Source organism: Pseudomonas sp. WS 5532, assembly GCF_012985445.1.
GTDB lineage: Bacteria > Pseudomonadota > Gammaproteobacteria > Pseudomonadales > Pseudomonadaceae > Aquipseudomonas > Aquipseudomonas edaphica.
In genome coordinates this window covers 98,783-115,083 of record NZ_JAAQWK010000011.1, presented here as the reverse complement: position 1 = coordinate 115,083, position 16,301 = coordinate 98,783, and the positions used below count along the sequence as shown (strand labels likewise).

13 protein-coding genes are annotated in these 16,301 nt (G+C 50.2%); 12 read left to right on the top strand and 1 reads right to left on the bottom strand.

The window, feature by feature from the left end; translation table 11 throughout:
• The first annotated feature begins 35 nt into the window (after nt 1–35).
• From HBO23_RS19465 to HBO23_RS19410, 12 genes are all read left to right on the top strand, one after another.
• Nucleotides 36–1,661 (top strand): class I SAM-dependent methyltransferase, encoded by a 1,626-nt coding sequence (locus HBO23_RS19465; protein WP_170039226.1) that lies wholly within the window; start codon nt 36–38, stop codon nt 1,659–1,661.
• Nucleotides 1,658–2,872 (top strand): glycosyltransferase family 4 protein, encoded by a 1,215-nt coding sequence (locus HBO23_RS19460; RefSeq protein ID WP_170039224.1) that lies wholly within the window; start codon nt 1,658–1,660, stop codon nt 2,870–2,872. The genes HBO23_RS19465 and HBO23_RS19460 overlap by 4 nt, the downstream gene beginning before the upstream one ends.
• Nucleotides 2,869–4,092: a glycosyltransferase gene (locus HBO23_RS19455; protein ID WP_170039222.1), complete on the top strand. Its 1,224-nt coding sequence runs from the start codon at nt 2,869–2,871 to the stop codon at nt 4,090–4,092. Before HBO23_RS19460 ends, HBO23_RS19455 begins: the two co-directional genes overlap by 4 nt.
• On the top strand, nt 4,089–4,886 hold the full coding sequence (locus HBO23_RS19450) for an ABC transporter permease (protein ID WP_170039220.1): 798 nt from the start codon (nt 4,089–4,091) through the stop codon (nt 4,884–4,886). The genes HBO23_RS19455 and HBO23_RS19450 overlap by 4 nt, the downstream gene beginning before the upstream one ends.
• Before the next feature lie 8 nt (nt 4,887–4,894).
• Nucleotides 4,895–6,274: an ABC transporter ATP-binding protein gene (locus HBO23_RS19445; protein ID WP_170039218.1), complete on the top strand. Its 1,380-nt coding sequence runs from the start codon at nt 4,895–4,897 to the stop codon at nt 6,272–6,274.
• Between the two features lie 7 nt (nt 6,275–6,281).
• A complete protein-coding gene (locus tag HBO23_RS19440) occupies nt 6,282–7,325 on the top strand; it encodes an acyltransferase family protein (protein WP_170039216.1) in 1,044 nt (347 codons plus the stop codon).
• 51 nt (nt 7,326–7,376) lie between these two features.
• Nucleotides 7,377–8,180 (top strand): glycosyltransferase family 2 protein, encoded by an 804-nt coding sequence (locus tag HBO23_RS19435; RefSeq protein WP_170039214.1) that lies wholly within the window; start codon nt 7,377–7,379, stop codon nt 8,178–8,180.
• Between the two features lie 30 nt (nt 8,181–8,210).
• Nucleotides 8,211–10,649: a hypothetical protein gene (locus HBO23_RS19430; RefSeq protein ID WP_170039212.1), complete on the top strand. Its 2,439-nt coding sequence runs from the start codon at nt 8,211–8,213 to the stop codon at nt 10,647–10,649.
• Between the two features lie 193 nt (nt 10,650–10,842).
• Nucleotides 10,843–11,850 (top strand): lysylphosphatidylglycerol synthase transmembrane domain-containing protein, encoded by a 1,008-nt coding sequence (locus tag HBO23_RS19425; protein ID WP_170039210.1) that lies wholly within the window; start codon nt 10,843–10,845, stop codon nt 11,848–11,850.
• 9 nt (nt 11,851–11,859) lie between these two features.
• Complete coding sequence (locus tag HBO23_RS19420) at nt 11,860–12,891, top strand: glycosyltransferase (protein WP_170039208.1); 1,032 nt, start codon at nt 11,860–11,862, stop codon at nt 12,889–12,891.
• On the top strand, nt 12,888–13,910 hold the full coding sequence (locus HBO23_RS19415; protein WP_170039206.1) for a glycosyltransferase: 1,023 nt from the start codon (nt 12,888–12,890) through the stop codon (nt 13,908–13,910). The genes HBO23_RS19420 and HBO23_RS19415 overlap by 4 nt, the downstream gene beginning before the upstream one ends.
• Complete coding sequence (locus HBO23_RS19410; RefSeq protein WP_170039204.1) at nt 13,907–15,148, top strand: glycosyltransferase family 4 protein; 1,242 nt, start codon at nt 13,907–13,909, stop codon at nt 15,146–15,148. Before HBO23_RS19415 ends, HBO23_RS19410 begins: the two co-directional genes overlap by 4 nt.
• Here HBO23_RS19410 and HBO23_RS19405 read toward each other — a convergent pair.
• Nucleotides 15,122–15,910, bottom strand: a complete 789-nt coding sequence (locus HBO23_RS19405; protein WP_170039202.1) for a CPBP family intramembrane glutamic endopeptidase — start codon at nt 15,908–15,910, stop codon at nt 15,122–15,124. The two genes, HBO23_RS19410 and HBO23_RS19405, sit on opposite strands and share 27 nt — an antisense overlap.
• Between the last annotated feature and the right edge of the window lie 391 nt (nt 15,911–16,301).

Genomic DNA, 16,301 nt, shown 5'->3' with positions numbered 1-16,301 from the left:
AACGTATATACCTAAAAAACAGCGAGATATTTGATATGAGTACAGATACTGAGACGCTGGACGCAATATATAACGCAGGAGAGCGTCTGGTACCAGGAGAGACTCATGACCGTGCAGAGATTGTTCGCCATAAAAGCAGTTATCAGCTCTTTCGCGACATCATTGAATCTGATATTCGGGAAAATCCGGCGCTGATAGAGTCGGGTATCACCGTGCTCGATATCGGCTGCGGTACCGGTCACGGCACCTACATGCTTGATACTATTCTTGGTGTCAAGATTGTCGGCATTGATCCAAGTGTTGAGTCCATCCAGTACGCAAAAGATAATTATGGTTCGAACAATATCGACTATATCAATTGCGACGCTGAAGCCTTTGTAAGTCAGTCCAAAGGCTTTGATTACGTGGTTTCTCGTCACGCTCTTGAGCACGTCGAAAATGGTTTAAACTTCGCGCTGGGGATCGCGTGTCGTCGTCGGCTGATGGTGAATGTACCTTTCAATGAGTCGGAAGGTAATATTCATCATCTTGTACACCGTATCAAAGAAGAGCATTTTGATGCTTACCCTAATAAAGAGTTTTTTTATGAAGGGTTAGACGGTGTAACTAAGGTGGCGCGCGATGAAGAAGAACCGCCTAACTCCATTGTGTGCATTTCCAGTGCAGCGGAGCTGAAGCCGGTAAAAGAGCTTATTGGATTTCCCGTTCCAGCGTGGAAACCTGAATTTTTGCAAAATTTGGGTATCGAATCACTTGAGGCAAGTATTCAGACTGCCGAGTTACTGTCGCTTCAGAAACAAACTCAGCTTGTTGAAAAAGAAGCCCAGCTGGAAAATCACCACGCGAACCTGAAAAACTTAGAAGGAGATATTCTTCGGCGTGAAGCATGGGTCGCGGAAAAAGAGGCGCAGCTTGCCAACCATGAGGTGAACCTCAACGGCATCAAGTCAGCCCTCGTCGAGCGTGAACTCGCGATTGCAGAAAAAGAACAGCAACTGATTGAGCATGGTGCCAATCTGGAAGGCATTGAGGCGGGTCTGCACCCCCGTCAAGTGGTCGTTGCAGAGGCGGAAGGCGGTATTCAGCGCCGTGAGGCTCAGGTTTTTGAAAAAGAAGTGCAGCTGGTGGCTCTCGAGTCCAACTTGAAGGGCATTCAGGAAGACCTCGCTAGACGTGAAGCGGCCGTTGTCGAGAAAGAAGCGCAGTTGCTGAATCACGAGAACAACCTGAATGCTATTCAGGAAGATCTGGTGCGGCGTGAAGCCGCGGTTGCCGAGAAAGAAGCGCAGTTGCTGGGTCACGAGAGTAACCTGAATGGTATTCATGAGGACCTAGTTCGACGTAATCAGGAGATGTCCAGCAGTGAGCAAGACATTCTTCGGCGCGAAGCGGGTATTTCCGAGAAGGAGGCTCAGCTTACGGCCCGTGAGTTAAGTGCAGTGGAGCATGAGGCGAACATTGCTCACCAGAACAACGTTTTGTCTGTTCGGGAAAGTCAAGTTCGACAAAGTGAAGTAGGTGCTGTAGAAGAGCACGCGCGGCTTGCAGTCCGAGAAAAAGAACTGGCTGAGATGGAAGTCGCTTTGGCTCATCGCGAAACGTTGATTTCTAATAGTCTTATTTCGAAAGTAGCCCTAAAACTAGGTTCGTTCCGTAAATGAAAATTCTGCAAGTTAATGGCTATGAGTCGCCAGGACGGCGCTTTAACGGACTGTCCATCACCCCTTTATTAAAGACGCATAATATTGAATCCCAGCACCTCGTTTGGGAGAAAGATAGTCAGAATCCGGAAGTTTTGACGTTCGAGGGCGATAAGACTCGAAAAATAAATCGGATCGTAAACCGCTTTGAGCGTCTTACCTCAACGCAGTCTATGTTCTACCCGCATGCAAAGCAGATGATGAAGATGCCCGCTTTCAAAGAGGCGGATGTCGTGCACTTGCACATTATTCATTCGGGGTACATGAGTCTTTCCCATCTTCCGGAAATCACCCGGCGCAAGCCCACTGTATGGACCTTGCACGATCCTTGGGCGATGACCGGGCACTGCATCTATCCCTTTGAATGTGAGCGCTGGAAGACCGGCTGCGGCAGTTGCCCAGACTTGAATATTCACTTTCCATTACTCAGAGATACCACGCGGTTTTTGTTCAATTACAAAAAACGCTCTTACAAAAAATCCAAGTTTGATGTGATTGTGGCTTCGCAGTGGATGCGTGACATGGTCGAAGCGTCTCCGTTGTTCGAGGACGTTGACATCCACCATGTACCCTTCGGTTTGGATCTGAACTTTTTTTCACCGACGGCCTCTCCGGATGCGCGTAAACGCTTTGGCATTCCTGACGACGCTTTGGTTATCTGCTTCCGCGCAGTCGACAATCAGTTCAAGGGCTTGCCTTATATTATCGAGGCGCTGGAACGCATCAAAACGGATCAACCGATTTGCCTGCTCACGCTCAATAGCAAAGGGTTGATGGAGCGGTTTTCTGATCGTTTCCAGTTGGTCGAATTGGGCTGGACCAATAACGAGGAAGAGGCGCGCGACGCGTTTGTGGCTTCGGATATTTTTCTGATGCCCTCCATCGTCGAAGCGTTTGGCGTTATGGCCATCGAAGCGCTCGCCTGCGGTAAACCGGTCGTGGTGTTTGATGGCACTTCCTTGCCTGAAGTTACCTTCGCTCCCGACGTCGGTATTTCCGTTCCCATGCACGATGGGGCGGCGCTCTATGAAGCCCTCCAGCATTTGATCGATAACCCGCAAGAGCGACTTGAGCGTGGGCGAAAAGGTCGCGAAATTGCAGAAAAGCATTACGGTGATGAGCTATACGCACAACGCCTGGCTGATGTTTACAAAACGGTCGCCGCTAAATGAAGTTACTGCTCTTAACCGATATTCCGCCATGCCGGAACTTCACTGCGGGGCTGGTGCTTGATCGCCTGGTCAGTTTTCTGCCCAAGGACCAGCTTGCGATCTGTGCTGTGGTCAACCCTGCACTGCAGCCGGAAATACCGGCCGAACTGGACGACGTCCCGCGGTTGCTATTGACGAAACCGCGGGAGGCGTCGGTCAGGGTTCTTCCGCGTAGAGCCGGTGTGTTGTCGGCGTTTCCTTACGAGCTGCTTCAGGCTGGCCGAGTGCGTAACGATCTACTGCCTAAAATCGTTGAGTTCGCTAAAGCCCAGCGGGTAGACGCGGTTTGGGTCGTGCTTCAGGGGCAGACCATGGTTCGGCTCGCGCGTCAGCTGACGCAAAAGCTGAATGTTCCTTTGTTGACCCAAGTGTGGGATCCGTTTGGCTGGTGGTTGCAGGCGAACCGCATTGACGGGTTTACACGTCGCCGACTTCAAAAGGAGTTCGACGACGTTCTTAAACACAGTACGTCTTGCGCAACCGCATCCTGGGCGATGTCTGAGAACTACACGGCCAAATACAACGTCGCCAACGTTCCCGTGATTGCGGGCTTACCCCGTGAGTTGGCAACTGAACCCGCAGCGCGTCCTCATGTGCGCGACGAGTTCATTATCGCAATGGCCGGACAGTTTTATGCGCAGGCAGAATGGCAATGTCTTCAATATGCGCTTAATGGGTGCAACTGGACGGTTGCCGGCCGGCGCATACGTGTCCGGGTAATGGGCGGGGGATTCAGTGCATTTACTCAGAGCCCATCCAACTTTGAATATCTTGGATGGAGAAGCCAGGAAGAAACCATCCGCTTGTTGGCGGATTCGGATCTGCTGTACATGCCTTATTGGTTTTCCGAGGAATACCGAGAAGAGTCGAGTAACAGTTTCCCGTCCAAACTGGTTTCCTATTTCGCAGCAGGGCGGCCGGTGTTCTGCCATGCGCCTGCCTATGCGTCCCCTGCCAAATATGTTGAGGCTAACGACGCAGGTTACCTCTGCCAATCCTTGGACACGGCCACGATCGTTGCGTGCCTGGAGAAGGTTATCCAGGATGAGGAGACCTATGGGCGATACGCAGCGAATGGGCATTCATGCTTCATGAGGGATTTCACCCTAGAGCGAATGAAGACGTCGTTGCTCGAGTTTTTGGGTGACCATACGAAGGCAGCGGCGGGGCTAGCTACATGAATCAACATATCCTGACCGCGCATGTACGACATTTTGACCTCATTAAGCAGTTAATCAAGCGTGATATCGATATGCGCTTTAAAGGCGCACTGCTGGGCGTGTTATGGCCCTTGATTACGCCGCTGCTGACCTTGGCGATGTATGCCGTGGTGTTCGGTTATTTCCTCCCATCGCGCTGGCCGGGTGTCGATGGGATAACCGGATTCGCGCTGATGCTGTTTCCGGGGTTGATCGTATTCAATTTCTTTGCCGAGTGCGTAAACCGTGCACCGAACTTGATCACGCAGAACCCCAACTTTGTGAAGAAAGTCGTCTTTCCGGTTGAGTTGTTAGTGTGGGTGCCTATCGGCTCGGCCGTCTTTCAATTGTTGCTGAGCATCGTTGCCTGGATGGCGATAGCGCTTGCGGTAAATGGCAGTCTGCAATGGACCATCGTCTTCCTGCCATTTGTCATTGCCCCAATGGTGCTGTGCCTGCTGGGTATCACTTGGTTCCTAAGCGCATTGGGTGTTTTCTTGAGAGACATCGCCCAACTGACCGTGGTAGTCACGCAAGCATTGATGTTTTTCTCTCCTGTGCTGTATCCGCTGGACAAGCTGCCGGCGTGGGCCAGCAACATTATCATGCTCAACCCCCTCACGTTCATCGTAGAACAAAGTCGACTGGTATTGATCAATGGGGTTATCCCTGACTTTCGGGGTCTGTTGATCTACACCGCGGTGAGCTTGTTTGTGTGTTCGCTGGGGCTTCGCTTCTTCAGGTCGGTCAGACATGGCTTCTCGGATGTTTTATGAGTGTTGAAATGAACAGCGAAATCAAAGCCCTCCCCGTCATCGAAGTTTCAGACCTTGAGAAGGCTTACCATATCTATGACTCACCGCACGATCGTCTGAAGCAAATTTTTTTTGGGTGGAAGCGCAACTACTACCGTGATTTTCTTGCCTTGAAGGAAGTGAGCTTCGAAGTACTTAAAGGGCAGTCTGTCGGTGTTATTGGTCGTAACGGTGCAGGCAAAAGTACCCTGCTTCAATTGTTGACGGGCACATTGACGCCGACCAAGGGTTCAATAAAAGTTAATGGGAAAGTTGCAGCAGTTCTTGAACTGGGTTCAGGCTTCAATCCTGAGTTCAGTGGCCGGGAAAATATTTACCTCTATGCCAGTCTGTTCGAGCTGAAGAAGTCATGCATTGAAGAGCGGTTCCAGAAAATCGTCGATTTTTCGGAGCTGGCGGATTTTATCGACCAGCCGGTCAAAGCCTATTCAAGTGGCATGCAGGCACGTCTGGCTTTTTCGGTGATTGCGCACGTTGATGCCGATATTCTGATTATCGATGAAGCTTTGTCCGTGGGGGATGCTTTCTTTGCACAGAAGTGCATGCGGTTCCTTCGGCAGTTTCAGGAGAAGGGCACCATACTCTTCGTCAGTCATGATTTGGCTGCGGTCACTGCATTCTGTGATCACGCGATATGGCTGGAGGGAGGTGCTGTTCGTGAGGCCGGTAGCGCCAAGGAAGTGTGTGAAAACTACTTCGCTCAGCAATACATGCAACACACGGGGGCCGAAATTGCCACTGTTGCAGATGCGGCGGTGACGACAGACGATTCCGTTGCGGCGACCGAGCAAGAGCCCGAATTTGACATTATCGAGCAGCAGGTGGTTTCCATCGCGGATGGGTCAATTGCTAAAGGCGATCAAGAAATCGAGTGCTTCGGTTTCAATGAACAGTCGTCAGCATTTGGAACCGGGGGCGCGGAGATTCTGAAAGTCAGCTTTACCAATGAGTCCGGCCATCCCTTGATCGTCAGTGAGGGCGGCGCACAGGTGGTGGTCAAGGTCGTGGCAAAAGCTAATCATGACATCGACCTTCCGATCTTGGGGTTCACGATAAAGGACCGTCTGGGTCAACCGTTGATTGGGGGCAACACCTATCACTCGTACAAAAAGTCTCCCGTAAGAGTAGAGGCCGGCAAACGTATTGAAGCTGCCTTTCACTTCAAGTTACCTATTTTGGCCATCGGGGATTACTCGATTGTCGCGGCTATTGCCAATGGAACCTTGCAGGAGCACGTACAGTTGCATTGGATGCACGATGCTGTTCTGTTTAAAGTAGCTGCCTCAAGCATTGACGGTGTGATTGTTGGGGCACCGTTGGACAAAATAATACTTACTTCAAGGGTTTAGCACGGCTATGACACAACAACAAATGGGGCGATTGGCTTGGGCAGACTCATGCCGCCTGATTGCAATGCTGGGGGTTGTTATCATTCATGTTTCAGCACCGATATTCTACAACTATAGAAACATAAGTCTTGGGGACTTTCTAACTGCCAACGCTCTTGACTCCATTGCGCGAGTGGCGGTCCCCTTGTTTGCGATGCTCTCTGGCGCACTTCTCTTGGGGAGAGAGACGTCTGGTGCTTTTAGAGGCGTAGCGTCCCGTATAATGAAAGTCGCAGTGCCTCTGGCGTTCTGGAGCGTTCTGCACGTTTTCTGGATTTGCTACTGGCAGGGGCTGCCGCTGAGTATCCCATCGGCGCTGCTACAGGCATTCAACGGCCCGGTTATGTATCATCTGTGGTTCGTTTATATGATCATAGGGATCTACATCGTTTTGCCTATTCTCCAGCCTCTTTCCGCAGCGATCCTTTCGAGTAAGCATTTTGCCGCTTACTTCTTCGGGATCTGGTTTCTGGCGAATGCGGTAAGGATTTATGATCATGAGCCGATACTCAACCACCTAGTACTAACTGACTTCTTGCATTGGCCAGGTTATTTCCTGCTCGGCTACTACCTGGCGCACGCCGAGGCGGTTAAGAAGCTGTCCTCGTGGTACAGCGGCATTGTGTTTGTCCTGGCAAGTGTCACGACATTTTTAGTCAGCTGGTACTTGAACTCCAAATCACCCACCCCGGTTGAAACCGCGATGGAATATTTCAGCCCTAATGTCATGATTGCGGCGGTTGCGGCCTTCATGCTAATTGGGAAAATCCGCCTTTCGCCTGAGCTTGCAAAGCCTGTGGCGTTTTTGTCGGGCCTGGTGTTCCCTGTGTACTTTATGCATCTGCTGGTCATTGAACTTATCAAGGGCGGCATGTTTGGCTTTACCTTATCGCTGTCAACAATGTCAGCCTTCGCCAGCATCATCAGTTTATCGCTCAGTGCATTTATAGTTAGTTTGATTATCGCCGCGTTGAGCCGTCTGGTTCCTTATTCGTCCAGACTGGTTGGTTAACAAAAAACAAAAAATATACTGAAGCACCACTTTTAGGGGAAGGGGAAATATATGAGCATTGAGACTAATCCAGCACCACACGAAGACGTGACGGCCGACGTACCCACGCGAAAAGAAGATCCTATCGATTTGACCATCGTTATTCCCTGCCTGAATGAGGCAGAAAATATCGTTGGGATTCTTGACAGCGTCAAAGAAGCTGTGAGCGGCAAGGAATTCACCACCGAAATTATTGTCGTTGATGACAAAAGCGATGATGAGACCTATAGCCTGGCCTCTGCATGGAGCGAACAAAACCGAGATCACTTGCCAGTTCGCGTTATCAGCCGCTCTCTTCATCGTCGCGGCTACGGGGCAGTCGTTCGATATGGTGCCGCTCACGGGATTGGCCGTTACTGCATTTTCGTCTCAGCCGATGCGGTAGATCCTATCCACCTGATTCCAGCACTTTATGAAGAGATGGAAAAGGGTGCCATTTTGGCCCAGTGCTCTCGTTATATTCAGTCGGGCGATGACGGTACCATTCCATTTAAATATAAGTTTTTCCAGTTTTTCTTCCGTATCGGCGTCAAGCTGGCACTGGGTCAGTATATTCCTGACTCGACTTACGCCTTCAAGATGTTTCGTAGAAGAGAAACACTGGGTGTCGGCCTGAGCCAAAACAGATTCAGCATCAGCCCGGAAATCACCTTTAAGTCGATCTTGAAGGGAGGCGAAGTAAAATACATCGCGGGTGCACAGGGTGTCCGTGAGCGGGGCGTTTCAAAGTTTATCTTTCATAAAGAGGGGTTGGGTTTTGGTTATTGCCTGATTCGTGCGTTTTTACACAAAACTAAGTTGGTCTATTGGTTCTAATTTTCTTTAACAAGTATTTTTGGAACTGCCGTGTCTAACTTATTTTGTGATCAAGTGTCACGATCGTATCCGAAGCGGCCTCTTTTGGAAGCCTGTCTGGTCGCTTTGCTGCTCATCTTGGCCGCCTTCCCTGATGTCTTGTTCAATGGTGCGAGTCTGCGTCTTACGGATCAAGTGACAGGTGCCGTGATGGGGTTGCAGAAAAAATCGGTCTACCCCATTCCAATGGGGACGGACTGGTGGGGGGGCTATAACGATAGCGGTGGGGCGACTTATCAGTCTGACCCTATGATCCAGTTTATGGCCCATACCTTGAGAAACGGTGAGTCGCCTTACTGGAACCCTTATTCTGCTGCCGGTGCGCTTGGCCCTGAGGCTCTTGTTGATCAGAAGTTTTCTGCGTTGACGGTCGTAAGTGCGTTATTCGGCGGCAGCTCTCTCAGCTTCAACATTGCGATTATGATCGCCCTATATTTTGGGGTGTTCTTCATCTATCGCACCGTCCGGGAAGTGTTTGGGCTATCCTCTATCGCCGCTGCAAGCGCCGCGACGTTCTACCTGCTCAACGGTTATATCACTGCGAACCTTGGTTCAAACGTTACTCAAAGCTATCTCTATATTCCAGTCTGTCTATACACCGCGTTAGTCCTAATTGATCGTCTCTCGGTATTGACTTGGAGTATGGCGGTACTGGCGTTTGCGTTGTTCTTTTCATGCACGTTCATGCCGACCACTATTACCGGGCTGCTGGCGATAGGGCTAATAGTTGTTGGCTGCCTGATAGCTTCCATCCAGACGGGTAAGTATTCGATCAAGCAGGGCTTTTTTGTTCTAGCTGTTCTGGCGACAAGCGTGTTGGCGTCAGGCCTATTGCTGGCACCGTTATACTTTCCCTTCCTAGAGAACTTGAAAAGTCTCGGTACGCTGGACGATTACTCGAAAAGGATATTCTGGGGGCTGCGTTTTCCCAACGCATTGGCGTCCTTTTATACCCCGAGCTATCTGTTTGAATCGTATAACGCCATGGAGCCAGCAGCGGCTTTTTGGGACGACGCCGGCTCCATTACCGGCAATAGCGTTTTTCACAGTGGGGTCGTGGCCATCGCTTTGGCCAGCTGTGCATTTTCGGCACGCCTGAAGCACTTCAAGTGGCTGGTATCGCTCTGTGCGCTGGGCGGCTTGTTTATCGTGGTACGGCTGTTTGATCCGGTATGGATTCACTGGTTATTTTCATACTTACCTATCGTTGGGAATATCGGGAGCCAGTATTGGTGGCCCGTGATCATGCTTGCTATGGTGGTGCTGGTGGGTTTTGGCGTTAATAACTTACAGCAGCGCGATTTCTATCTGCTGCCGTATATAGTGTTTATGGCAATTCTCGTTGCATCCCTAGTCTACTTGTTCAATCTATTTGGACTCCACGCGCCTGCGTTGGAGTATAAAACAAATTCCTTGTACTTCATCGTTGCCACGGTCGTGTTAATGAGTGTCGTTGTACTTACTCTAAAGTATGTGCCGCGCACGGCAAAGTGTTCGGGTGCAGTGTTCCTGGTGGTGCTGATTACGTTATTTGTTGAACTGTTGGGTTGGGGGAAAATGAGTCGCTTTGAAAGAAGCGATGTATTTGACAAAATGCCAGTCGCCATACAGTTTGTAAAAGATAATATCGGTCACTACCGGACCTTAAATTTTGGCCAAGGTGGTCTAGATCCTGAGCTAGGCTCTGCTTATCAGATTCAAGAAGTGTCGACCATGAACCAAGGAAACCTGCCGGCATTCAATGATTTTTTCTATTCAACCTTCAACTTGGCTAACACTCAACGGATTGGGTATGACGCTAGATTTGCGCCGCGAGGATCTTTTCCAACCTTCATGTTAATTCAGGACAAGCCGAATGCGAACTCCATCAATTGGGAGGCTGTCGACGTGTTGGGAGTTAAATATGTACTGTTACCTGTTGCTTACTCGGCGTACAAGGAAGAGTTGAAGCGTGTGGGGTTCGTCGAGGCTTACGAAAGTCTACGTACTGTTGTCATGGAAAACACCAAGGTGCTGCCGAGAGCTTTTTCGGTCAGGATGGCGGAGCGACCGGATAATAACAGCGCGAAGCTGCCACCTGGCTTCAGGAATACGCTGGTGCCAGCGGTCATAGAGACTTACCGCAATAGCAAAGTGGTGCTCAGTGGTGATGTGACTGAAGAGTCATTAGTATTCCTTTCGGATAACTGGCACTCCAACTGGAGCGCGCTGTTGAATGGCAAGAAAGCGCCGATCATCAAGGTCGAAAACACATTCCGTGGCGTCATTGTTCCTCCTGGCCATTACACGATCACGATGGAGTACCAACCCAAAAGCTTGTCATGGGCGCTGGGGTGTTCATTGTTGATCGTATTGTTGTTAATTTCGCTGGGGTTATACAGTAAGCGCACTGATGAGTTACTCCGTGAGCGCTTGGCCGCTTTTCACTGACGAAGCGCGTATTAGGCTGGAGCGGAGGCCAGCCTATGCGTGTATTCTGTTTCCGGTGAGGGGCCCGCGATGGCGGGTAAGGTGGCATTAGCATCGCGGATGGACGGTATTGATAGCTTCGGCGCATGATATGAGCTTAAAACCACAGTCCAATGCGCATTTCAGAAAAAAACAGGCTAAAGAGTAGGGGATTATGCGTTATATAAAAAAGAGCCAGGTTTTTTTGATTATAAAACTGTTGCTTGCTGGTGCGCTGGTCGTGGCGCTTCTGAACAGTGGTCAGTTGGACTTTGGTTCAATAACAGTAGTGTTCGATCATATCGATCTTTTTGTTCCGGCCTTGATTTGCCTGTTTTTAGGGATTTTGATTAGCGGCTTTCGCTGGTGGCTATTGCTTAAGGCAACACAGAATATAATTCCACTGAGTACGGTGCTTAATCTGCAGTTGATGGGGAGCTTTTTCTCCACCTGGCTACCAGGGGCGGCGGGTGGTGACGCGGTTAAGGGCGTACAGATCTTTCGGCTGTTGGAAAGTGGCCGGTCGACAGCGCTTATTTCAATCGTCACAGACCGAGTGTTTGCTATGTTAGGCTTGGTGTCTGTCGCAATGCTGGTTTCAGTTTTTCTACCTGCTGCCGTATCTCCGGATTCAGAGTTTCTTCAATATATTGGTTTGCTAAGAGTTCTGGTATTACTGTCTTTCATGGGTTTGATACTGCTGGTCTTGGGGGTCTTTGTTGCGTTGAAGTTTTCCCTTATTGATCGGTTGCCGATAAAAATTCGACATCACCTTCAGCCGTTCGGTTTGACGCTGCTCATGTATTTCCGTGCCTGGCCAACGTTGTTGCTTTGTTGGGTCGCCTCGTTGGCTGCGACGGGTATTGTGATTATTGGAATGGTGATAATAGCGTCAATGTTCCCGTTCGCCGCGAATGCGGAAGTGACTGCCATTGCAGGTGTATTCGGGAACTTATTCTCGGTTATTCCTATAACGCCAGGTGGTTTAGGTGTCGGTGAGTCTGTGTTTTCTAAAGTGTGCGTCGAGTTAGCTAGCAGGGTTGCTCCCTTTGCGACGATTTACTTCTGTTTTCGAGTTGGCATGCTTGTGGTAAATATTCCTGGAATGGTCGCGACTCTACTGTACAGCACAAAGAAACATCGTGAGAAAACACAGAGTTTGAGTGCTGAAAAACTCGCGTAGGAGTTTGTGATGCTTTCGATTCCTGAGAAGGAATTACCGGTTGATGATTTCTCGCCGTTGGTGACAATCGTTATTCCGGTTTTCAATGGGTCGGCTTTTTTAGGTGGAGCGATAGAGAGTGCGCTGGGGCAAACATACTCGAATATAGAGGTCATTGTTGTAAACGACGGTAGTCATGATGACGGGGCGACTGAGCGCGTCGCCCTTTCGTTTGGAGATCGCATCCGTTACTTAAAAAAGATTAATGGTGGTGTCGCGTCAGCATTGAACTGTGCGATACGTGAAATGGCAGGAGAGTATTTTTCCTGGTTAAGCCATGATGACCTCTATACCCCCCAAAAAATCGCCCAACAGATCAGTTTTTTGAACAAATACGAAACTGCTCGAACGGTTATCTATTCTGATTATTCAATTTTCACGGACGAGGCGAAAGCAGACGATATTTCCGTTTTTATGCCAGGGGTGCCGACTGAGTACTTTCGCTATTGGCTGACCGCACGTAGCGCCTTGCATGGTTGCAGTTTGCTGATACCACGAGGTGTTTTTGCGGAAGTTGGAATGTTTAGTGAGGGCTTACGGACGACGCAGGATTATGATTTATGGTTTCGTGCTGCAGAACATTTTGCATTTATTCATATGCCCTCCGTCCTTATTCGTGCTCGTAGCCACGCTGGCCAGGATACGCGTAGCAAAGTCGAACTTGCCTTTAAAGAGTCGAGTGAATTATACCTGGCTTTTGTGAAGGAACTTTCATATTTGGAGGTGCCTGGAGCCACTTCACATGAAGTGGGTGGTAGTTATTTGATATTGGCCTCAAGCTTAAGGGGGCGTGGCTTTATAGACGCAGGACAGTACTGTGCTGGTGTGGCCAGGCGTTGCGGCGTTTCCTCTATTCGCATACTTACAGTAACCAGTCAGGCTGGCTGCGCCTATTTTCTAAGGAAAACCATACTGAGATTATTGTCCTCGCGTACTAAACAAAGAGTGCGCCGCGCCTATAGTCGTCTGTGCGAAATCCAGAGAGGTTTTAAGGTTCTTTGAACACTCCAAGGAAACTATTTTTACACGCACCTGGTATTCATGTTGGTGGTGGACTGACGCTTCTGCAAGCGCTTTATTCTGCGGCAGATAGTCGTGTGGATTTCGAGCAATTGGATACTCGAGCTGCGCACCTGATACCCTCGTCATCCGCTGAGCGACACTTAATACGGCCCTCGTTTTTTTCCAGGCTTGCTGCCGAGTTCAGGCTTAAGCAGCATGTTGCCAAAGGCGACGCGGTGCTTTGTTTCAACGGCTTGGTCCCATTATTTCGCTGTCAAGGCGAAATAACGGTATTCCTGCAGAACAGACTGCTGATTTCCACCGCTCGCCTGCATAATTATTCGTTGAGAACCCGGCTACGCCTAACTGTCGAACGTTTTTTGATAAAAAACTTGGCGCACCGGGTCAATAAATTTATCGTGCAAAGCCCTTCGATGGCGGAACAAACCCGCGCGTATTTAGGTCCTAATACCAACATTGTGATTTGTCCATATATTGCGAACTCCAGTAGGTCTGCTGCTGTCACTGATAGAGAGCGGCGCTTTGATTTTGTTTATGTTGCTAGCGCAGACCCTCATAAAAATCATGAATCGCTATTGCGCGGGTGGTCACAGTTGGCGGAGCAGGGTATACGCCCCAGTCTGGCGCTTACCCTTTCCCTGGATTCACCCTTAGCTGCGCAGGTTGCAGACTTGAAAGAGCGCTGGGGGTTAAACGTCACTAATCTCGGTTCACTAACATCAACAGAGGTTGGCAGTCTTTACGCTCAAGCAAGGGCCTTGATCTACCCCTCTTTTACCGAGTCATTGGGGTTGCCTCTGATCGAGGCTTCTCGAATGGGCCTGCCCATCATCGCCGCTGAGCTTGACTACGTCAGAGATATTGTTGACCCTGTGGAGACTTTTGATCCTCACTCAGCCACTTCTATCGCGCGTGCTGTCAAACGTCATCTCGGTATTGTGAGTTTGCCTCAAGCCATATTCGGTCCAGAGGTGTTTTTAAGAGAAGTATTAGAATGAAAGTTTTAGTGTGGGCGCAATATTTTTGGCCGGAAAGTTTTCATATCAATCATGTGGTAGAAGAGCTGCAGGCTCAGGGCGTGGACGTTACCGTTCTGACCGGTAAGCCAAACTACCCTGAAGGAAAAATTTTTCCCGGATATCGCGCGATGGGGATTCACACTGAACACCATGAGGGTGTAGAAATAATCAGGTTGCCTTTGCGCGCTCGAGGTAAGAACTCGGGAAAGGGCATGGCACTGAATTATTTGTCATTTATTGTATCTGGTTACCTGTTCGCCCCTTGGGTGTTACGCGGTAGAAAGTTTGATGTGGTTTTTGTCTACGCCCCATCGCCTCTGCTTCAGGCACTTCCGGCTGTATACGTTTCATTCATCAAGCGTGCCGCGCTAGCAGTTTGGGTGCAAGATATTTGGCCTGAGACCTTGCTGGCTACAGGATTTGTTAAGAGTAAAGTGATTTTAAAACTGGTCGAGTATTTTGTACGCTATATTTACAGGTTTTCGGATTCAATTTTGATTCAGTCGGAGGGGTTTCGCTCATCGGTACAAAGACTCACGAAGAAGTGGAGCAAGATCAGGCTACTGCCTAATTCGTCTAAAGAGTTAGTCCGGACCGCGCCCCCTGCATCCTCTAAATTGCACGAGATTTTTCGTCATTTTTCGGTAGTGTTTGCGGGTAATGTAGGTTCTGCTCAGTCGTGTAACACTATTGTAGAAGCCGCTTACCTTTTGCGTGAGCACGAAGGTATTAAGTTCTTTGTCGTAGGAAGTGGTAGTGCGGAGGAAGCTGTTGCTCAAACAATTCAAGACTTGGGCGTTACAAATGTGGAGTTGCTGGGGCGTATATCCCCTGAGGAAGTCGCTGATATCTATACGGTCTCTTCGGTGTTGCTGGTAACGCTGAAGGGTGATGCTGTCCTTTCCGCGACGATTCCAAGTAAGGTCCAGGGTTATCTGGCAGCTGGCAAGCCTATTATTGCCAGCTGCAATGGGGAAACGGCGCAGGTTATCTTGGATGCACAGGCGGGTTTAAGCTCCCCGGCGGAAGATTCCGGGCGTCTTGCGGATGCTGTTCTGGAGCTATACAACAGTGATCCTTCGCGCCTGGCAGCAATGGGGAAGAGTGGGCGGGAGTTCTTCCTGAAGCATTATCACCTGCCGGCAAGGACCGCTGAACTGATAGAGCATTTTCAAGATTTGAAGCGTTCTTCAGCTAAGCATCGGATAGGTGAATAGAGTAATGTGGATCAGATTTAAGCCGAAGTGGGTAGCAATAGCAGCACACAGGCCCCCAAAACGATAAGCAAGGCCGTAGCCTATGCCTGCAATACTCGCCAGAAGGGCCCACTGCCAACCTGCGCCAATGTGCACAAAACCGAACAAAAGCGAGGCCAGTAGCAGTGCGAGATTCTCGCCGTATGGCAGGTTTTTGAAGCGTTGGCTTAGACCTCCCTGAATGTAGCCACGAAACAGTGCTTCCTCCACCAGTGTCACCAGCAGCAGGTTGTTCAGTACCCACAGCCACATCTGTTCCGGCCATTTGGGTGCCGAGGTGATAATCCCAAGTAACACCGCTCCACCTAGCGCTGCAACGGCCGTCAGGGTCAAGGCTAAGGCTGCAACGCAAATGGTCAGGCGCAATGAGCGTCGCACCACAATCCAAGGACAGGCCAGCAACAGCCAAAAGCCAATCAGTGGTTTGTCCTGGTTCAGGTACATCGAGAACGGTACGGCGTCGGGCGTAAAGCGCTGCGGGTCAATCCCGCGCCCATTGTAGAAACCCGGCAACCAGTGCATCGCCAGGCCCAGCGCCAATACGATGAATAGCCCGTGGCCGAGGTAACGCGCCCACGGCGTGCGTTGCTGGCGCACGGCGTAGCCGGCGATCAGCAGCAGGGCGACCGACACCGCCGCCAGCGCGCCGAGTTGCCCATAGGTCAAGGCCAGTACATAGCCAATGGAGAGAAGCGCCAGGTACAACCAGGGCAGAGCGAGCATGTGAAATCCTTGGATAAAAACTGGTCGGCATTATAACGACCGAGCCTACGCTTCAAAGTGAAAACTCCTCCACGCGAATAGAGCTGATTGCAAAACCTGTCGACGGCTGGTTATAGTCAGCGCTCTTCAACCCTTCACACAAGATCAGCCCATGCCAGCTTCCCCTCGCATAGCGGTAGTCGATTCAGCGGTCAACGCTGTGGTCGTGCCGTGCAGGAACAAGCAGCCTGCGCAGATCAGTCACTACCCCCCACCTGTCAGTAGCACGCCGGTGTACGCAGTCGTATCACCGCCGGGTGTTGGCATTTCGGGCTGATCAGCGAATAGCTGTTCCCCTGTGCCCGCCTGAAAAACCTACTGAGTTTCAGCCTTAGCTGAATTGGCTTTTTTG